This window comes from Paracoccus sp. PAMC 22219 (assembly GCF_000787695.1).
GTDB lineage: Bacteria > Pseudomonadota > Alphaproteobacteria > Rhodobacterales > Rhodobacteraceae > Paracoccus.
The window spans coordinates 1-15,611 of sequence record NZ_BBPH01000156.1 but is presented as its reverse complement, the minus strand read 5'-3'; the positions used below and the strand labels follow the sequence as shown (position 1 = coordinate 15,611).

At 70.1% G+C, this 15,611-nt stretch carries 13 protein-coding genes and 1 pseudogene; 5 read left to right on the top strand and 9 right to left on the bottom strand.

The window, feature by feature from the left end; all coding sequences use genetic code 11:
* From mutL to TY51_RS16010, 9 genes are all read right to left on the bottom strand, one after another.
* Positions 1-623: DNA mismatch repair endonuclease MutL (gene mutL, locus TY51_RS16045; protein WP_197054802.1), on the bottom strand; the 623-nt coding region annotated here is incomplete at its 3' end.
* 112 nt (positions 624-735) lie between these two features.
* Positions 736-2,052: a pitrilysin family protein gene (locus TY51_RS16040; protein ID WP_042251307.1), complete on the bottom strand. Its 1,317-nt coding sequence runs from the start codon at positions 2,050-2,052 to the stop codon at positions 736-738.
* Complete coding sequence (locus TY51_RS16035; protein ID WP_081995160.1) at positions 2,049-3,485, bottom strand: pitrilysin family protein; 1,437 nt, start codon at positions 3,483-3,485, stop codon at positions 2,049-2,051. Before TY51_RS16035 ends, TY51_RS16040 begins: the two co-directional genes overlap by 4 nt.
* 184 nt (positions 3,486-3,669) lie before the next feature.
* A complete protein-coding gene (locus TY51_RS16030) occupies positions 3,670-4,890 on the bottom strand; it encodes a cytochrome P450 (protein WP_042251304.1) in 1,221 nt (406 codons plus the stop codon).
* Entirely contained in the window at positions 4,887-5,405 is a 519-nt protein-coding gene (locus TY51_RS16025) for a DUF3035 domain-containing protein (protein WP_042251303.1), read from the bottom strand. The genes TY51_RS16030 and TY51_RS16025 overlap by 4 nt, the downstream gene beginning before the upstream one ends.
* A gap of 29 nt (positions 5,406-5,434) precedes the next feature.
* A complete protein-coding gene (gene lspA / locus TY51_RS16020) occupies positions 5,435-6,133 on the bottom strand; it encodes a signal peptidase II (protein WP_373960724.1) in 699 nt (232 codons plus the stop codon).
* On the bottom strand, positions 6,133-7,719 hold the full coding sequence (gene purH / locus TY51_RS16015) for a bifunctional phosphoribosylaminoimidazolecarboxamide formyltransferase/IMP cyclohydrolase (RefSeq protein WP_042251301.1): 1,587 nt from the start codon (positions 7,717-7,719) through the stop codon (positions 6,133-6,135). The genes lspA and purH overlap by 1 nt, the downstream gene beginning before the upstream one ends.
* A gap of 61 nt (positions 7,720-7,780) precedes the next feature.
* A complete protein-coding gene (locus TY51_RS22175) occupies positions 7,781-7,957 on the bottom strand; it encodes a hypothetical protein (protein ID WP_156118079.1) in 177 nt (58 codons plus the stop codon).
* A gap of 60 nt (positions 7,958-8,017) precedes the next feature.
* Positions 8,018-9,289, bottom strand: a complete 1,272-nt coding sequence (locus TY51_RS16010) for an RsmB/NOP family class I SAM-dependent RNA methyltransferase (protein ID WP_373960723.1) — start codon at positions 9,287-9,289, stop codon at positions 8,018-8,020.
* Between the two features lie 72 nt (positions 9,290-9,361).
* Here TY51_RS16010 and TY51_RS16005 point away from each other — a divergent pair, with 72 nt between their 5' ends.
* From TY51_RS16005 to TY51_RS15975, 5 genes and pseudogenes are all read left to right on the top strand, one after another.
* Positions 9,362-9,538 (top strand): DUF1674 domain-containing protein, encoded by a 177-nt coding sequence (locus tag TY51_RS16005; RefSeq protein ID WP_042251299.1) that lies wholly within the window; start codon positions 9,362-9,364, stop codon positions 9,536-9,538.
* The gene (locus TY51_RS16000; protein ID WP_042251296.1) at positions 9,539-10,867 is read left to right on the top strand and encodes an amidase; all 1,329 of its coding nucleotides are present in this window, start codon (positions 9,539-9,541) and stop codon (positions 10,865-10,867) included.
* A gap of 85 nt (positions 10,868-10,952) precedes the next feature.
* Positions 10,953-12,152: an aminotransferase class I/II-fold pyridoxal phosphate-dependent enzyme gene (locus TY51_RS15995; protein WP_042251294.1), complete on the top strand. Its 1,200-nt coding sequence runs from the start codon at positions 10,953-10,955 to the stop codon at positions 12,150-12,152.
* A gap of 4 nt (positions 12,153-12,156) precedes the next feature.
* Positions 12,157-14,739, top strand: a pseudogene (locus TY51_RS20460) (DNA translocase FtsK).
* A 37-nt stretch (positions 14,740-14,776) separates the two neighbouring features.
* Positions 14,777-15,611 (top strand): DUF2268 domain-containing putative Zn-dependent protease (locus TY51_RS15975; protein ID WP_052650352.1); only part of this gene is annotated, 835 nt, incomplete at its 3' end.

Genomic DNA, 15,611 nt, shown 5'->3' with positions numbered 1-15,611 from the left:
GATCTGCGTCGCCCGTCGGCGGTCAGCGAAAAGCCGACATAGGGTTCGGCCATCGCCAGCCTGCGCACGGTTTCGGCGACGGCCTGCGTTTCCGCCCGGTCGGTGCGCAGGAACTTCAGCCGCGCGGGCGTGGCAAAGAACAGATCGCGCAGCTCGACCACGGTGCCGCAACTTGGCCGCCGCCGGGCGCAGCGGGTCCAGCCGCCCCCCCCGTCACCGCCGATGGACGCCCCCTCGGGCCCCTGCGCGCGCGAGGTGATGGTCAGCCGCCCGACCGCGCCAAGCGACGGCAGCGCCTCGCCGCGAAAGCCGAAGCTGGTGATGGCCAGCAGGTCGGTCCCGTCGATCTTGCTGGTCGCATGGCGCGACAGGGCCAGCGGCAGGTCGTCCGGCACCATGCCGCAGCCGTCGTCGGTGACGCGGATCAGCCGCTTGCCGCCGTCCTGGATGGCGATCTCGATGCGGGTGGCGCCGGCGTCCAGCGCGTTCTCGACCAACTCCTTGACCGCGGATGCCGGACGCTCGACCACCTCGCCCGCCGCGATGCGGTTGGCGGTGGCCTCGTCCAGCTGGCGGATCACGGGGCGGGCATCGGGGCGTATCTTGGGGGCGTGGCTATGCATTGCCCCAAATCTAGCAGGACTGCCCCGCCGCCGCCAGAGATTCGAGGGCCACACGACCCGCGGACCGACCGCGCCGCGCCTCTTGGGGCGCGGCGCCACCGCAGGTCGCGGCTCAGTTGGTGACCGGGTCCGATTCGATCCCCTCGGGGCGACCCACCAGCACGAAGCGCAGCTGTTCGGGGTCCAGCAGGCGTTGCGCCACGCGGGACACGTCCTCGGACGTCACCGCCTCGACCTTGTCGTTGCGGGTGTCGATATAGTCGATCGGGAACCCGATCAGCTGCATCCCCGCCATGATCGACGCGATGCGCCCGTTCCCGTCGAACCGCAGCGGATATTCTCCGGTCAGATAGGTCTTGGCGTCGGTCAGTTCCTGGTCCGTCACGCCCTCGGCCATGCGGGCCCATTCGGCGCGGATCAGGTCCACCGCTTCGGCCGTGGTGGCGTTCGATCCCGACATGCCGCCCTGCCAGGTCTGGCCGTACAGCCCCGTTGCCAGGGCGGTGCCCACGCCATAGGTCAGCCCGCGCTTTTCGCGGATCTCCTCCATCAGGCGCGAACTGAAGCCGCCGCCGCCCAGGATGTGATTGGCCACAAAGGCCGCGAAATAATCGGGATCGTCGATCGGGATGCCCGGTCCGGCAAAGGCCACCACCGTCTGCGGGCTGTCCCAGTCGATCACCGTCGTGCCGCCGGTCACCTGCAGCTCTGCGGGTTCGGGCAGGGGCGCCGTCGCCTGTTCCGGCAACCCGCCCAGGATGCGATCCAGCAGCAGCCCCAGCTCCTCGGCCGAGATGTCGCCCGCCGCGCCCACGACCACCCGGTCGCGCGCCAGCACACGGTTCTTGGCCGCCACCAGGTCCTGTTTCGTCAGCGCCGCGACGCTGTCCGCCGTCCCGTTGATCGAGGTCGCATAGGGGTGGTCGCCCCAGGCCTGCGCCGCCATCTCCTTGGCGGCGATGCTGTTCGGGTCGGTCGCCTCGGACCGGATCACCGCCTGTACCTGCCCGCGCACGCGGGCCAGCGCATCGTCGTCGAAGCGCGGCTGCGCCAGCGCCTGCGCCAACAGGTCGGCGGCGGCATCGCGGTTTTCGGTCAGCGACTGGAATCCGACCGACAGCGTGTCGTCGCTGGCCGAAAAGGACAGCCGCGCGCCCAGATCCTCGACCGCCTGCGCGAATTGCGTGGCGGTGTTCGACCCGGCCCCTTCCTCCAGCAGTGCGGTCATCAGGTTGACCGCGCCGCGCTTGCCCTCGGCATCCATGCTGGCGCCGCCGCGGAACTGTATGTCCAGCGCCACGAAGGGGATGCTGTCGTCCTGGACCAGCCAGGCCTTGATCCCGCCCGGAGAGGTGACGTCCTGAATCTCGATCGCCTGCGCGGGCACGGCCAGCAGGGCAAGAACGGTGGCGATTGCGGCACGGATCATCCTTGCACCTCGGTCTGTTCGTCGGGGGTGGCCGGGGCCGGTTCTTCGGTCGCGGCGGGCGTCACGGCCTCCGCGTCGGCGGGCAGCAGCCAGCCGGTGACGGCGGGCGCCTCCAGCACGTCGCGCGCCGCGGCCATCACGTCCTCGGCGGTGACCGCGCCCAGGATCTCCGGCCAGTCGTTCACGTCCTGCACCGTCAGGCTGGTCGACAGCCCCTGGCCATAATCATAGGCCCGGCCATGCGCCGAATCGCGGGAATAGATCTCCTCGGCCCGGATGCGGGTCTTGACGCGTTCCAGGTCGGCGTCATTCGGCCCGTCGGTCAGAAACTGCGCCAGCGTCTCGTCCAGCGCCGCTTCGGCGTCTTCCGGCGTGGTGCCGTCGGCCGGGATCATCGACAGCATGAACTCGGTCCGGTCCAGCGACAGCCCGTCATAGCTGGCCCCCGCCCACAGCGCCGTCCCCGGCAGCATCAGCTCCTGCGCCAGATACGAGGTCTGCGACGACCCGCCCAGCAATGCCGCCAGCACGGTCAGCGCCGCCGCGTCCTCCTGCGCGCCCGGATCGCGTTCCGCGGCCAGCACGGTGCGGATCATCCGGGGCTGCGCCACGCGCGGGTCCGACATCTCCAGCCGGCGCGCGGTCCGCTTGGGCGGCTCCTGCGGGCGGACGCGCGGCTCGGCCTCGCCCTTGGCGGGGATCGCACCGTAATGCTCCTCGGCCAGGGCACGGGCCTCCTCCGGCGTGACGTCGCCCGCGATGACCAGCACGGCCTCATTCGGGGAATAATGCGTGTCGTACCACGCGACCGCGTCGTCACGGGTCAGCGCCTCGATCTCGTCGCGCCAGCCGATGATCGGGCGACCATAGGGGTGGTTGTCATAGACGACCGCGTTCAGCTCCTCCATGAACAGCGCGGTGGGGTCGCTGTCCACGCGCTGCGCACGCTCTTCCAGCACGACCTGGCGTTCGGCTTGCCAGTCCTCGTCGCGGATGTTCAGGTTGGCCATGCGGTCGGCCTCCATCCCCATCACCAGGGGCAGGCGGTCGCTGGCGATCCGCTGGAAATAGGCCGTGAAATCCCACGATGTGAAGGCATTGTCGCTGCCGCCATTCGCGGTGACCGTCTTGGACAGCTCTCCGGGCTCCAGCGTGTCGGTGCCCTTGAACATCAGATGTTCCAGGTAATGCGCGATGCCGGACTTGCCCGGCACCTCGTCGGCGGCACCGATCCGGTACCAGACCATCTGCACCACGACGGGCGCACGTTCGTCCTGGATGACCACCGCCTCCAGGCCGTTGGGCAGGGTGAAATGGGTGACGCCGTCGGGCATCGGGGCGGCGTCGTCCTGCGCCAGTGCGGGCAGGCCTGTCAGCGATGTGCCAAGCGCCAGGGCCACGGCCAGGGCGGAACGGGATGCGGGGTGACGCATGGGTGGAGCAACCTCCTCTTGCTGTGGCGCAACTTGGACCGCAGGGGCAGGCCGCGCAAGCCACGCTCGCGCGAATGTGCAGCGGTGGAGGGTGGCGCGGCGGCGCCAGCCGCCCGCCCGGATGGCCCCCTCGATGGGGGCCGTGCGGGCGACGCGTTCCGGTCAGCGGGCGGTCGCGGACCGCTCAGGCGGTCAGCCGCATCGGCAGGGACAAGGGCCCATGCGCCTGCAGCCCCTGTTTCCAGCGCACCGGCCCGTCGGCCACCAACCCCGGCGCGCGGGCCAGCAGGGCCGTGAACAGCGTTTCCATGTTCAGCCGCGCCAGATTGTTGCCCAGGCAGACATGCACGCCCGCGCCAAAGGCCAGATGCACGTTCGGACGCCGGGTGACGTCAAAGCGGTCGGCTTCCGCAAAGGCCGCCGGATCGCGATTGGCCGACGCATACAGCAGGCCGAACAGCGTCCCCTTGGGCCAGTCCCGACCGCAGATCGTCAGGTCCTCGGACGCATAGCGGTGAAAGAACGGCAGCGGCGCGGCAAAGCGGACCATTTCCTGCACCGCCTGCGGCATCAGCCCCGGCTGCGCGCGCAGCAGCGCCGCCTGCTCCGGGTGATCCAGCAGCGCCACCATCCCCGATCCCAGCACGTCGATGGTCGACCCGTGCCCCGCATGCAGGATCTGCATGATCGTGGCGATCAACTCGTCATGGGTCATCAGGCCGGCCCGCTCGGCCTCGATCATCGCGGACATCAGGTCGTCGCGGGGGCGGGCGGCACGTTCGGCGTGCAGATCCTCCAGCAGGGCCGCGAACAGGCGGGTCGCCTCTTCGGCGCCGGCCTTCTTTGCGGGGGTGCGGTCGATGTCGAAATAGCTGACCACGTGATCGGACCATTCGGTCATCTGCGGGGCCAGTGCCGGGTCGGTGCCGATCAGGTGGCCGATCACCTGCCCCGGCAGATGCGCCGCCAGATCGGCGATGAAATCGATCCGCCCCTGCGGGATCAGCCGGTCCAGCGCCCCATCGACCCATCCCGTGACGAATCCGCGCAGCCCCTCCAGCCGGGTCCTGGTAAAGAACGGAAACACCGCCCGGCGCAGCCGGTCGTGGTCCGGCCCGTCCGTGTCCAGCATCGAGGTCTGCACGAAGCGTTCGTGAAACGGCATGTCGTGGAAATTGCCTGCGACCTGCATCGCGCGGACCTGATCGGGCGGCGCAAAGGCCGCGGGTGCGCGGACCATGCGCCGGTCCAGCGCGATGGCGCGCACGTCCTCCATCCGCGATGCCAGATGCCCGTCGAAACCCGGCCAGAAGGGCAGGCCGGGCTGTGCCCTGAGCGCCGCATAGGCGGGCCAGGGATCGGCCCCGAAACACGGGACCGTCGGGTCAAAGACTGCGGTGGTCACTCGGCAGCGGGCGCAGGCGCGGTCGAGGTTATGGCCCCCGCGCGCTGCCAGCGCTGCTGTTCGGCCGTCGCGTCCAGTGCCATCGGCGCATAGGCGCGCTGATAGACGGGGGTGCCGAACACCCGCTCCAGCGGGCGGCGGCCGTTGCGGGCGCGCCATTCTGCATCGGATTGCGCCAGGCGTTCGCGGATCTGCGGATCGGTGCCCGCGCGGGCGGCCTGCGCGACCAGCGCCTGGTCTGCAGCGCCGACGCCCTGGTTCGCCAGCCGTTCGGGGTTGCCGCCCAGCACGGCGACCGCATCACCGCGGGGGTTCGGGTCGGTGATGTTCGCGCCGCCCGGCGTGGGCGCGGGCAGCACCGCCAGGTCGGGCGGCATCGACAGCGACCGCGTGGGCAGGATCGCGAATTCGTCCGGCCCCACCTGACCCGCGCCGATATTGTTCAGCGTGCCCCCGCCACAGGCGGAAAGCCCCATCGCGGCCGCAAATCCGATCACCAGCGCGCTTGTCCGCATGTCCTGCCCCCTTGGTCCTTTGCGCCGTTCTAGCCCGGTTTTCCGTCGCCGTCACGACCCTGTTGGTCGGTGGGTGCGAACAGGTCGGGCTGACGCGGACCCGCGGGGGGCGGCGACGGCACCTTGGGCGCGGGGCGGGCAGGCGGCTTTGGCGTGGTCCGCGGCGCCCTGGGCTTGGCTGGGGCCGGGGTTTCCGGCGTCTTGGGCTGCGGCATCAGCACCAGCCCGATCGCGCCCGCAAAGATGGAGATATCCGCCACGTTGAAGCTGTAGGGGTTCTGCCATCCCGGCAGGGACATGTTCAGGAAATCGGCGACCGCGCCGTACAGGACGCGGTCCACCACGTTCCCAAGCGCGCCGCCGATCAGCAGCCCGGCCGAGATGCGGGCGAACCGCCCCAGTGCCGCGCGCCAGATCCAGATCCACACCCAGGTGCAGATGATCAGCGCCACCGCGATCAGCACCCACCGCATGATGTCCGTATCCGACGCCATCAGGCCGAAATTCACGCCCTGGTTCCACGCCATGCGCAGGTTCAGCCAGGGCGGGAACACGTCGATGGCCCGGACCCTGTCCAGGTCCAGCATGTGCACGACCACGTATTTCAGCGCCTGGTCGGCCAGAAAGATCGCCAGCGCGACCCAGATCACCAGCCGCATGTCGCTGCGCGCGGGCTGCGGGGCCGGACGCGCCTTGCGGGCGGCGGCGGGTTTGGCGGGCGCGGCCATCAGTGACGAAAGTGGCGCTGGCCCGTCAGGACCATCGCCAGTCCAAGGCGGTTCGCCGCCGCAATCACCTCGTCATCGCGCATCGAGCCGCCGGGCTGGATGACCGCGCGCGCCCCGGCCTCGGCCAGGGCCTCGATGCCGTCGGCAAAGGGGAAGAACGCGTCGGACGCCACGACCGCGCCGATGGTCAGCGGTTCCGACAGGCCCAGGGCCTGGGCCATATCCTCGGACTTGCGCCGGCCGATGCGGGTGCTGTCCACGCGGCTCATCTGGCCCGCGCCAATGCCGACGGTGGCCAGGTCCTTGGCATAGACGATGGCGTTGGATTTCACGTGCTTGGCGACGGTCCAGGCGAACATCAGGTCGGCCAGCTCCTGCTCGGACGGCTGGCGGTCGGACACGATCTTCAGGTCGTCGCGGCCGACATGGCCGTTGTCCCGGCCCTGGATCAGCATGCCGCCCGACACCTGCCGGAAGGTCAGGCCGCCCGCCCGCGGGTCGGGCAGACCGCCCGTTGTCAGCAGGCGCAGGTTCTTCTTGCCCGCAAAGATGCGCTTTGCATCCTCGTCGGCATCGGGGGCGATGACGACCTCGGTGAAGATCTTGACGATTTCTTCCGCCGTGGCCCCGTCCAGCGGCTGGTTCAGCGCGATGATGCCGCCAAAGGCCGAGGTGCGGTCGCAGTCAAACGCCCGCTTGTAGGCCTCCAGCGCCGATGCGCCCTGCGCCACGCCGCAGGGATTGGCGTGCTTGATGATCGCGCAGGCGGGACCGCCCGCCGGGTCGAATTCCGACACCAGCTCGAAGGCGGCGTCGGTGTCGTTGATGTTGTTATAGGACAGCTCCTTGCCCTGATGCTGCTTGGCGGTCGCGACGCCGGGGCGCGCGTCGCCGGTGACATAGAACGCCGCCTGCTGATGCGGGTTCTCGCCATAGCGCAACCCTTGGGCCAGCGTGCCGGCGAATGCGCGGCGGCGGGGCGTCGTCTCTCCGATGGCATCGGCCATCCAGGTGCTGACGGCGGCGTCATAGGCGGCGGTGCGGGCATAGGCCGTCTGCGCCATCCGCTGACGGAAGGGCAGGGTGGTGCCGCCATTGGCGTCCAGTTCGGCCAGGACCGCGTCGTAATCCTGCACGTCCACGACCACGGTGACGAAGCCGTGGTTCTTGGCGGCGGCGCGGATCATCGCGGGGCCGCCGATGTCGATGTTCTCGATGCAGTCGTCATGGGCGGCGCCCTTGGCGACGGTCTCCTCGAACGGGTACAGGTTCACGACCAGCAGGTCGATCGCGCCGATGCCGTGCTCCTCCATCGCGGCCACGTGGTCCGCGTTGTCGCGCAGCGCCAGCAGGCCGCCATGCACCGCCGGGTGCAGCGTCTTGACCCGGCCGTCCATCATCTCCGGGAAACCCGTCACGTCGGCCACGTCTGTGACCGTCAGGCCCGCGTCGCGCAGGGCCTTGGCGCTGCCGCCGGTGGACAGGATCTGGACGCCGCGCGCATCCAGGGCGCGGGCGAAATCGATCAGACCGGTCTTGTCGGAAACGGAGAGAAGCGCGCGTCGTATGGCGACGGGGTCGGACATGGGGGCCTCGTGTCTCTGGGTGACGCCCAGTTACCGAAACCCCCGCCGAAGGTCCAGCGCCTCAGCGCTTGCGGGACGAGAACAGCTGCTGCGCCAGCTGCACCGCGGCCACAACCATCACCGCCGTGCCGATCCCCGAGGCAAGGCCCCCCGCACCCTTGGCGGCGGTCGTCGCCCCGCGCGTGCGCAGGACGGCCTGGGCCAGTTTCAATCCCATCGCGACAGTGGTCAGCCTCATCTGGTCATCCTTTCATCCGCGTTCGCGGAAAGAAGGCGCAAGGCCGCCCTACGGTTCCGTTCAGCCGGGCTTGCGCAGGCAGGCCATGTAGAACCCGTCCATCCCGCCGCGGTCCGCCCAGTAGTCCGGGCGCAGGCGCAAGCCGCCTTCGTCGGTGATCCAGGCGGGGTCGATGCCGGCCAGATCGATCCGGGGCAGGTCGGGGCGTTCCACGATCACGCCGGGATGGCGGGCCAGCGCCTCGTCGATCTGGACCTCGCCCTCGTCGGGGATCAGCGAACAGGTCGCATAGACCAGCCGCCCGCCGGGCCGCAGCACCGACAGGGCATGGTCCAGCAACGCGGCCTGCAGCTCGATCAGTTCGGCGATGCCGTGGCCGTCGCGGATGAAGGGCAGGTCGGGATGGCGGCGGATGGTGCCCGTGGCGCTGCAGGGCGCGTCCAGCAGGATCGCGTCGGGCGCGGTGTCGGGGCGCCAGTCCAGCACGTCGGCCGCGACCAGATCGGCGGTCAGCCCGCAGCGCGCCAGGTTCTCCGTCACGCGGCGCAGGCGCTGTTCGCTGATGTCGACGGCGGTGACATGGGCCCCCGCCGCGGCCAGCTGCAGCGTCTTGCCGCCAGGCGCCGCGCACAGGTCGGCGACGCGTTCGCCCGGCTGCGGGGCCAGCAGGCGCGCGGGCAGGGCGGCGGCGGCGTCCTGAACCCACCACTGGCCTTCATCGAACCCCGGCAGGGCGGTCACCTGCGCAGGCCCGTGCAGGCGCCACGATCCGGTGGGCAGCGCATCCGTGCCCGGCACCGGGTCCGCGCCGGGCTTCATGGTCAGGTCCAGGGGCGCGCCGCGCTGATGGGCGGCCTCGATGGCGGTCATGACCGCGTCGCCATAGGCCTCGACCAGCGGGCCGCGCAACCATTCCGGCAGGGGTTGCGGGGCCAGGTCGGCCCAGCCCTGATACGCGCCCGCCTTGCGCAGGACCGCGTTGACCATGCCCGCCGCCGCCTGTCCGCGCGCGCCAAGCGTGCGGGTCAGGTCGACCGCCGCGCCCACGACGCCGTGGGCGGGGGCGCCCAGCTCCAGCATCTCGACCACGGCCAGCCGCAGCACGTCGGCGATCTGGGGCGCGGGCTTGCGGTTTACAAAGGCGTCGATCACCACATCCGCGCGCCCCTGATGGCGCAGCGTTTCCGCCGCCAGCCGCGCCGCGCGGGCCTGGTCCGCCACCGGCAGGGTGCGCAGGCTGCCGGACTGGTCCGACAGGGACCGCCCCTCGCGCACGCCCTGGATCAATCGCAATGCGCCCTTGCGCGCCATATCGCCGCCCGGCTTTGCCAAAACGCTTTCCTTTGCCTAAGTGATGTTCAACACTGTTCCGCGACCCCTTACGCCCATTCGGAGGATCTTTCCATGAGCGATGACACCCCCGCCTTGCCCGCCGCCGCACAGCGCGCCTTGGCCGAGGCCGAGGCCCGCAGGAAGCAGCAGGCCGGGCAGATCCTGCCGGTCGAATACGGCGGGCGCGACGGGCCGGAGCCGGTCCGCTATGGCGACTGGGAAAAGGGCGGAATCGCGGTGGATTTCTGAATGGACTGGTTGCGGGCATCGGCCACCCAGCAGGGCCGCGCCATCATGGCGGGGGTCCTGGACCCCATCGACCAGACCGAGGCCTATCTGGCCGCCGCGAAGGATCACCCCGACTGCGCGCGCATCTATGCTCGCCTGACCGCCGCCCGCGCCCGGTCCGAGGCCGTGGCGTCCCATGACCGCGCGAAACAGGAACGCCGCCACAGCCTGCTGGACGGCGTGGCCATCAGCTGGAAGGACAATATCGACAGCGGCGGCACCGTGACCGAGGCCGGATCGCGCCTGCTGGAGGGGCGGGTGCCGCGCAAGGATGCCAACATCCTGGCCCGCGCCGCCTGTCGCGGCATGGTCTGCCTGGGCAAGACCCACATGACCGAGCTGGCCTTTTCCGGGCTAGGGCTGAACCCGCGCACGGCGACGCCGCCCAACGCGCTGGACCCGGACCTGGCGCCGGGCGGGTCGTCGTCGGGGGCGGCGGTGTCCGTGGCCCTGGGGTTGGCCGCGGCGGCGGTGGGCACCGACACGGGCGGGTCCGTGCGCGTGCCCGCGGCCTGGAACGGGCTGGTGGGGTTCAAGCCCACGCATGGCGCGCTGCCCGAAAAGGGCGTCGTGCCGCTGGCGCGGAAATTCGACATCGCGGGCCCCATCGCCCGCAGCGTCGAGGATTGCGCCCAGATCTTCGCCATCATGGCCGATCAGCGGGCCCCCGACCTGGATGGTGCCAGCGTGCACGGCCTGCGCCTGATGGTGCTGGAGGGGTTGCCCTTCGACGACGCCGAATCCGGTCCGGTGACGGCGTTCCAGGATGCGGTGGACAGGCTGGGTCGCGCCGGGGCGCAGATCGCGCATGTCTCGACCGACTGGCTGGACAAGGCCATGGCCCTGTCGCCGCAGCTGTTCGCCCCCGAGGCCTATGGCATCTGGCGCGCCCAGATCGAGGATGCGCCCGAACTGATGTGGCAGCCGATCCTGGAACGGTTCCGCGGCGGCGCCCAGGTCAGCGCGCCCGATTATGTCGCGGCCTGGGAAAGCCTGGCCCGCGTGCGCCGCAAGTGGATCAAGGAGGTCGTCGGCGGATACGATGCCGTGCTGCTGCCGACGGTGCCGATCCTGCCGCCCGCGACCGAACGGCTGATGACCGACGGGTCGGAATTCGTGCGCGCCAACCTGCTGACCCTGCGCAACACGCGGATCGCCAACCTGTTGGGCCTGCCCGCGATCACGCTGCCCACCGGGCACCCGGCCTGCGGGATCAGCCTGATGGGCCATGCGGGTCACGACCGACATCTGCTGCGCGTGGCGGCAGGGGCCGAGGCCGCGCTGGCGTGACCGGGTCTTTGCTGGACGCAAGGCCCGGATCACGCTAATGTTTCCGCCAAGGAACGGGGCGCAGACCCCGAAAAGCGAGGCAGAGATGGCATTCCCCGAGCGGTTCTCGAACCTGCCGGACTACGCGTTCCCGCGTTTGCGGGCGCTGTTGTCGGATATCGAACCGGGGCTGGCCCCCGGCGAATCCCCCATGATCCTGACCATCGGAGAGCCGCGCCACCCGATGCCCGGCTTTGTTGCGCAGGTGATGGCCGACAGCCTGCCCGAGCTGGCGAAATACCCCCCGAACGAAGGCGCGCCCGAACTGCTGTCGGCGATCGGCGGGTGGCTGGACCGCCGCTATGGTCTGGACGTCGCGCCGGATCGGCTGATGGTGCTGAACGGCACGCGAGAGGGGCTGTTCAACGCAGCCCTGGCCCTGTGCCCGGAAACCAAGGCCGGCCAGCAGCCTGTCGTGCTGGTGCCAAACCCGTTCTATCAGGTCTATGCGGTCGCCGCCGCTGCGGTGCAGGCGCAGGCGCTGTTCGTGCCCGCCACGCCCGCCACGGGCAATCTGCCCGACTACGCGGGGCTGGACCCGGCGCTGCTGGACCGTGTCGCGCTGGCCTATCTGTGTTCGCCCGCCAACCCGCAGGGCGCGGTGGCCGACCGCGATTACCTGGAAACGCTGGTGGCCCTGGCGGACAAGCACGACTTTCTGATCCTGGCCGACGAATGCTATTCCGAGATCTGGCGCGACGCGCCCCCACCGGGTGCCCTGCAGGTCGCCACCGCGATGGGTCTGCCCGACCGGGTGGTGATGTTCAATTCGCTGTCCAAGCGGTCGAACCTGCCCGGCCTGCGGTCCGGTTTCGCCGCGGGCGGCCGCGCCCACATCGCCCAGATGCGGCGGCTGCGCAATTACGCAGGCGCGCCCCTGCCGCTGCCCGTGCAGCGCGTCAGCGCCGCCGCCTGGTCCGATGAGGATCACGTGGCCGCCAGCCTGGCCCTGTATCAGCAGAAATACCGCATCGCGGACGAAATTCTGGGCGACATTCCCGGCTATCTGCCGCTGCAGGGCGGGTTCTTCCTGTGGCTGCCGGTCGCCGACGGCGAACAGGCCGCGCGGACGCTGTGGGCGCAGGCGGGCATCCAGGTGCTGCCCGGCGCCTATCTGTCGCGCGACGTGGACGGGGTCAATCCGGGCGCCGGCTTCATCCGTGTGGCGCTGGTGGCCGATGCCGAACAGACGCGCGCCGCGCTGACCCGCCTTCTGGCGGTCCTATATGACGAAACGGGGGGCTGAGATCATGGCAAGCTGGCAGGCGAAACACCGCGACCCGCTGTTCGACCAGTCGACCCAGGCCGCCCTGGAACGACGCGGCAAGGAGGCCATCGGCGCGGGCCTGATCGTGCTGGGCATCCTGGTCGCGATGATGCTGGGCAGCTGGTCGCCCGACGATCCCAGTTTCGGGTCCGCCACCGACGCGCCGGCGCAGAACATGCTGGGCGGGATCGGGGCGATGATCGCCTCGGCGCTGATCATGATCGCGGGGATGGGCGCGTGGATGCTGGTCGTCGCGGCCTGGGTCTGGGGCCTGCGCATGATGCTGCACAAGGGCGAGGATCGCCTGATGCGCGGTATCTTCACCCCGATCGCCGTGGCGCTGGTGTCGGTCTATGCCAGCACGCTGGTGCCCGGCCCTGGTTGGCAGCAGAATTACGGTCTGGGCGGGCATTTTGGCGACATGGTCATGGGCGCGATGCTGAACCTGCTGCCGATGAAGGCGCAGCTTGGCATCCGCCTGGCGGCCCTGCTGGTCGCGGTGGCCGTGGTCGCGGCGGCGGCGTTCGTTCTGGGGTTCGACCGGACCGAGGTGACCGCCCTGTGGCAGCGGTTCCGGCGCGGGCTGGTGACGGCGCTGCACGGGACGGTTCTGGCAGGCTCTGCCGCTGCCGGTGCGGCGCAGCGCCTGCGCAAGCCCACTGACGGCGCCGCGCCCCGCGCGACCCCGGCCAAGCCCGCCGCCCGCCGCAGGCCATCCCCCCCGGAGTTCGAGCCTGGAGGCCGAGATGCCCGAGCCCGAGCTGATCGAGCGGGATGCCGACTATGACGGCGCCGCCCCCTCCGAGGCCGAGGTCCGTGGCCGCATCAGCGACGCCATCCGGTCCAGCGCCGCGAAATCGTCGGTGCTGAAGGCCGTGGCGTCCAAGCTGGCCCGCGAAGGCGCGCCCGCCGCCCCCGCCCCCGAGGATGCGGTCGACCCGCGCCCCTTTGGCGCCGAGACGCCGCGCCAGATCATCGCCCCGCCAAACGCCCCGAACCCTCGCGCAGCGCACGCGCCGAGGCCGAGCCCGCGTTGCGGTTCGACGACAACGGCAGCCCCGCCTATGAGCGCCCGCCGCTGTCACTGCTGTCGGCGCCGTCCGACAGCGACGTGGTGCCCGTGTCCCACGAGGCGCTGATGGAAAACGCCCGCATGCTGGAGGCGGTGCTGGACGATTACGGCGTCAAGGGCCAGATCACCGAGGTCCGCCCCGGCCCGGTGGTGACGCTGTACGAGCTGGAACCCGCGCCGGGCCTGAAGGCCAGCCGCGTGATCGGCCTGTCCGACGACATCGCACGGTCGATGTCTGCCCTGTCGGCCCGCGTCAGCACGGTCCCCGGCCGCACGGTCATCGGGATCGAACTGCCCAACGCGCGGCGCGAAAAGGTGCTGCTGCGCGAGATCTTTGCCAGCCGCGCCTTCGGCGACGGCACGCAGCCGCTGCCCTTGGCCTTGGGCAAGGATATCGGCGGCGATCCGGTCGTGGCGAACCTGGCCAAGATGCCCCACCTGCTGATCGCGGGCACCACCGGGTCGGGCAAGTCGGTCGCGATCAACACGATGATCCTGAGCCTGCTCTACAAGCTGACGCCGGACGAATGCCGGCTGATCATGATCGACCCCAAGATGCTGGAACTGTCGGTCTATGACGGCATCCCGCACCTGCTGTCCCCGGTCGTCACCGACCCCAAGAAGGCCGTCGTGGCGCTGAAATGGGTCGTGGGCGAAATGGAGGACCGTTACCGCAAGATGTCCAAGATGGGCGTGCGCAATATCGAGGGCTACAACGGCCGCGTCACCGAGGCCCTGAAGAAGGGCGAGATGTTCAAGCGGACCGTCCAGACCGGCTTCGACGAGGATACCGGCGACGCGATCTGGGAGACCGAGGAGTTCCAGCCCGAGACCTTCCCCTATATCGTCGTGGTCGTCGACGAGATGGCCGACCTGATGATGGTCGCGGGCAAGGAGATCGAGGCCTGCATCCAGCGCCTGGCGCAGATGGCGCGGGCATCGGGCATCCACCTGATCATGGCCACGCAGCGCCCGTCGGTCGATGTCATCACCGGCACGATCAAGGCGAACTTTCCGACGCGGGTCAGCTTTCAGGTCACCTCCAAGATCGACAGCCGCACCATCCTCGGAGAGCAGGGGGCCGAACAGCTGCTGGGCCAGGGCGACATGCTGTACATGGGCAACGGCGCGCGCGTCACCCGCATCCACGGCCCCTTCGTCAGCGACGAGGAGGTCGAGGAGATCGTGACCCACCTGAAATCCTTTGGACCGCCCAGCTACAAGTCGGGCGTGGTCGAGGGGGTCGAGGATGACAAGGCCGACGACATCGACGCGGTGCTGGGCCTGGGCGGTGACGGATCGGACGATGCGCTGTACGATCAGGCGGTGATGATCGTCGCCAAGGATCGGAAATGTTCGACCAGCTATATCCAGCGCAAGCTGGCCATCGGGTACAACAAGGCCGCGCGCCTGGTCGAGCAGATGGAGGAGCAGGGCGTGGTGTCCAGCGCCAACCATGTCGGCAAGCGCGAGGTGCTGGTCCCCGAGGTCTGACGACCGCAACGGGAACCGACAGAGACGGGATGCGGCCATGACGATCTGGCAACTGCACATGCTGAACGCGCGCAGCACTCTGACGCCCGTCATGGCCGAGATCCGCGCCCATGCGCGCGAGATCGTGGCGATGGCCGAGGCGCATCTGGACCTGCCGCGATTCGATCTGGTGGTCCGGGAGGGCGACGCGGTGATCCCGGAATGGGGCATCGCGGGCCATGCCCCCGCCCCCGGCATCATCGAGATCGTGCTGGACCCGTCCCGCGTCACCCCGGAGCATTTCCGCCGGACCTTGGTGCACGAATTGCATCATCTGGTCCGGTGGGATGGGCCGGGCTATGGCCGGTCCCTGGGCGAGGCGCTGGTCACCGAGGGGCTGGCGGGACATTTCGTGCAACAGCTGCTGGGCGGCCCGCCCGATCCATGGGATGCGGTGCGGCCCGTCGCAGGGACGCTGAAGCAGGCCGCAGGGCTGTGGGCGCGGCGCGATTACGATCACGGCGAATGGTTCCTGGGCCGCGGGCGGATCCGCAAATGGGCCGGGTACGGCATCGGTCACCGGCTGGTGGCAGAGCATCTGGCGACGACCGAGGGCGAGGATGCGGCTTCGCTTGTCTGGCAGCCTGCGGATGATTTTCGGGCGGCAATGCGGCGGCTGATGGCCTCGGCGGGGATCGAGGACGAAGCGGAGCCCGCAGACGCGGTCAGTGATATCCCCGCGACGGATGCACCCACAGCCGACGCCCCGGTTGCTGATGCATCCGTCGCGGACGACCCGGTCGCAACCGACCAGGAGGCGGAGACGGTGGACGCGTCGACTGCGGAGGCGGCAGAGGGCGATGTGTCGGTTGCGTCCCGCGACGCCGGGGGGC

Excerpts from the sequence above, each read along its gene's own strand:
- TY51_RS16040 (WP_042251307.1), bottom strand. The coding sequence starts at position 2,052 with ATGATCCGTGCCGCAATCGCCACCGTTCTTGCCCTGCTGGCCGTGCCC.
- TY51_RS16035 (WP_081995160.1), bottom strand. The coding sequence starts at position 3,485 with ATGCGTCACCCCGCATCCCGTTCCGCCCTGGCCGTGGCCCTGGCGCTT.
- TY51_RS16025 (WP_042251303.1), bottom strand. The coding sequence starts at position 5,405 with ATGCGGACAAGCGCGCTGGTGATCGGATTTGCGGCCGCGATGGGGCTT.
- lspA (WP_373960724.1), bottom strand. The coding sequence starts at position 6,133 with ATGGCCGCGCCCGCCAAACCCGCCGCCGCCCGCAAGGCGCGTCCGGCC.
- purH (WP_042251301.1), bottom strand. The coding sequence starts at position 7,719 with ATGTCCGACCCCGTCGCCATACGACGCGCGCTTCTCTCCGTTTCCGAC.
- TY51_RS22175 (WP_156118079.1), bottom strand. The coding sequence starts at position 7,957 with ATGAGGCTGACCACTGTCGCGATGGGATTGAAACTGGCCCAGGCCGTC.
- TY51_RS16005 (WP_042251299.1), top strand. The coding sequence starts at position 9,362 with ATGAGCGATGACACCCCCGCCTTGCCCGCCGCCGCACAGCGCGCCTTG.
- TY51_RS16000 (WP_042251296.1), top strand. The coding sequence starts at position 9,539 with ATGGACTGGTTGCGGGCATCGGCCACCCAGCAGGGCCGCGCCATCATG.
- TY51_RS15995 (WP_042251294.1), top strand. The coding sequence starts at position 10,953 with ATGGCATTCCCCGAGCGGTTCTCGAACCTGCCGGACTACGCGTTCCCG.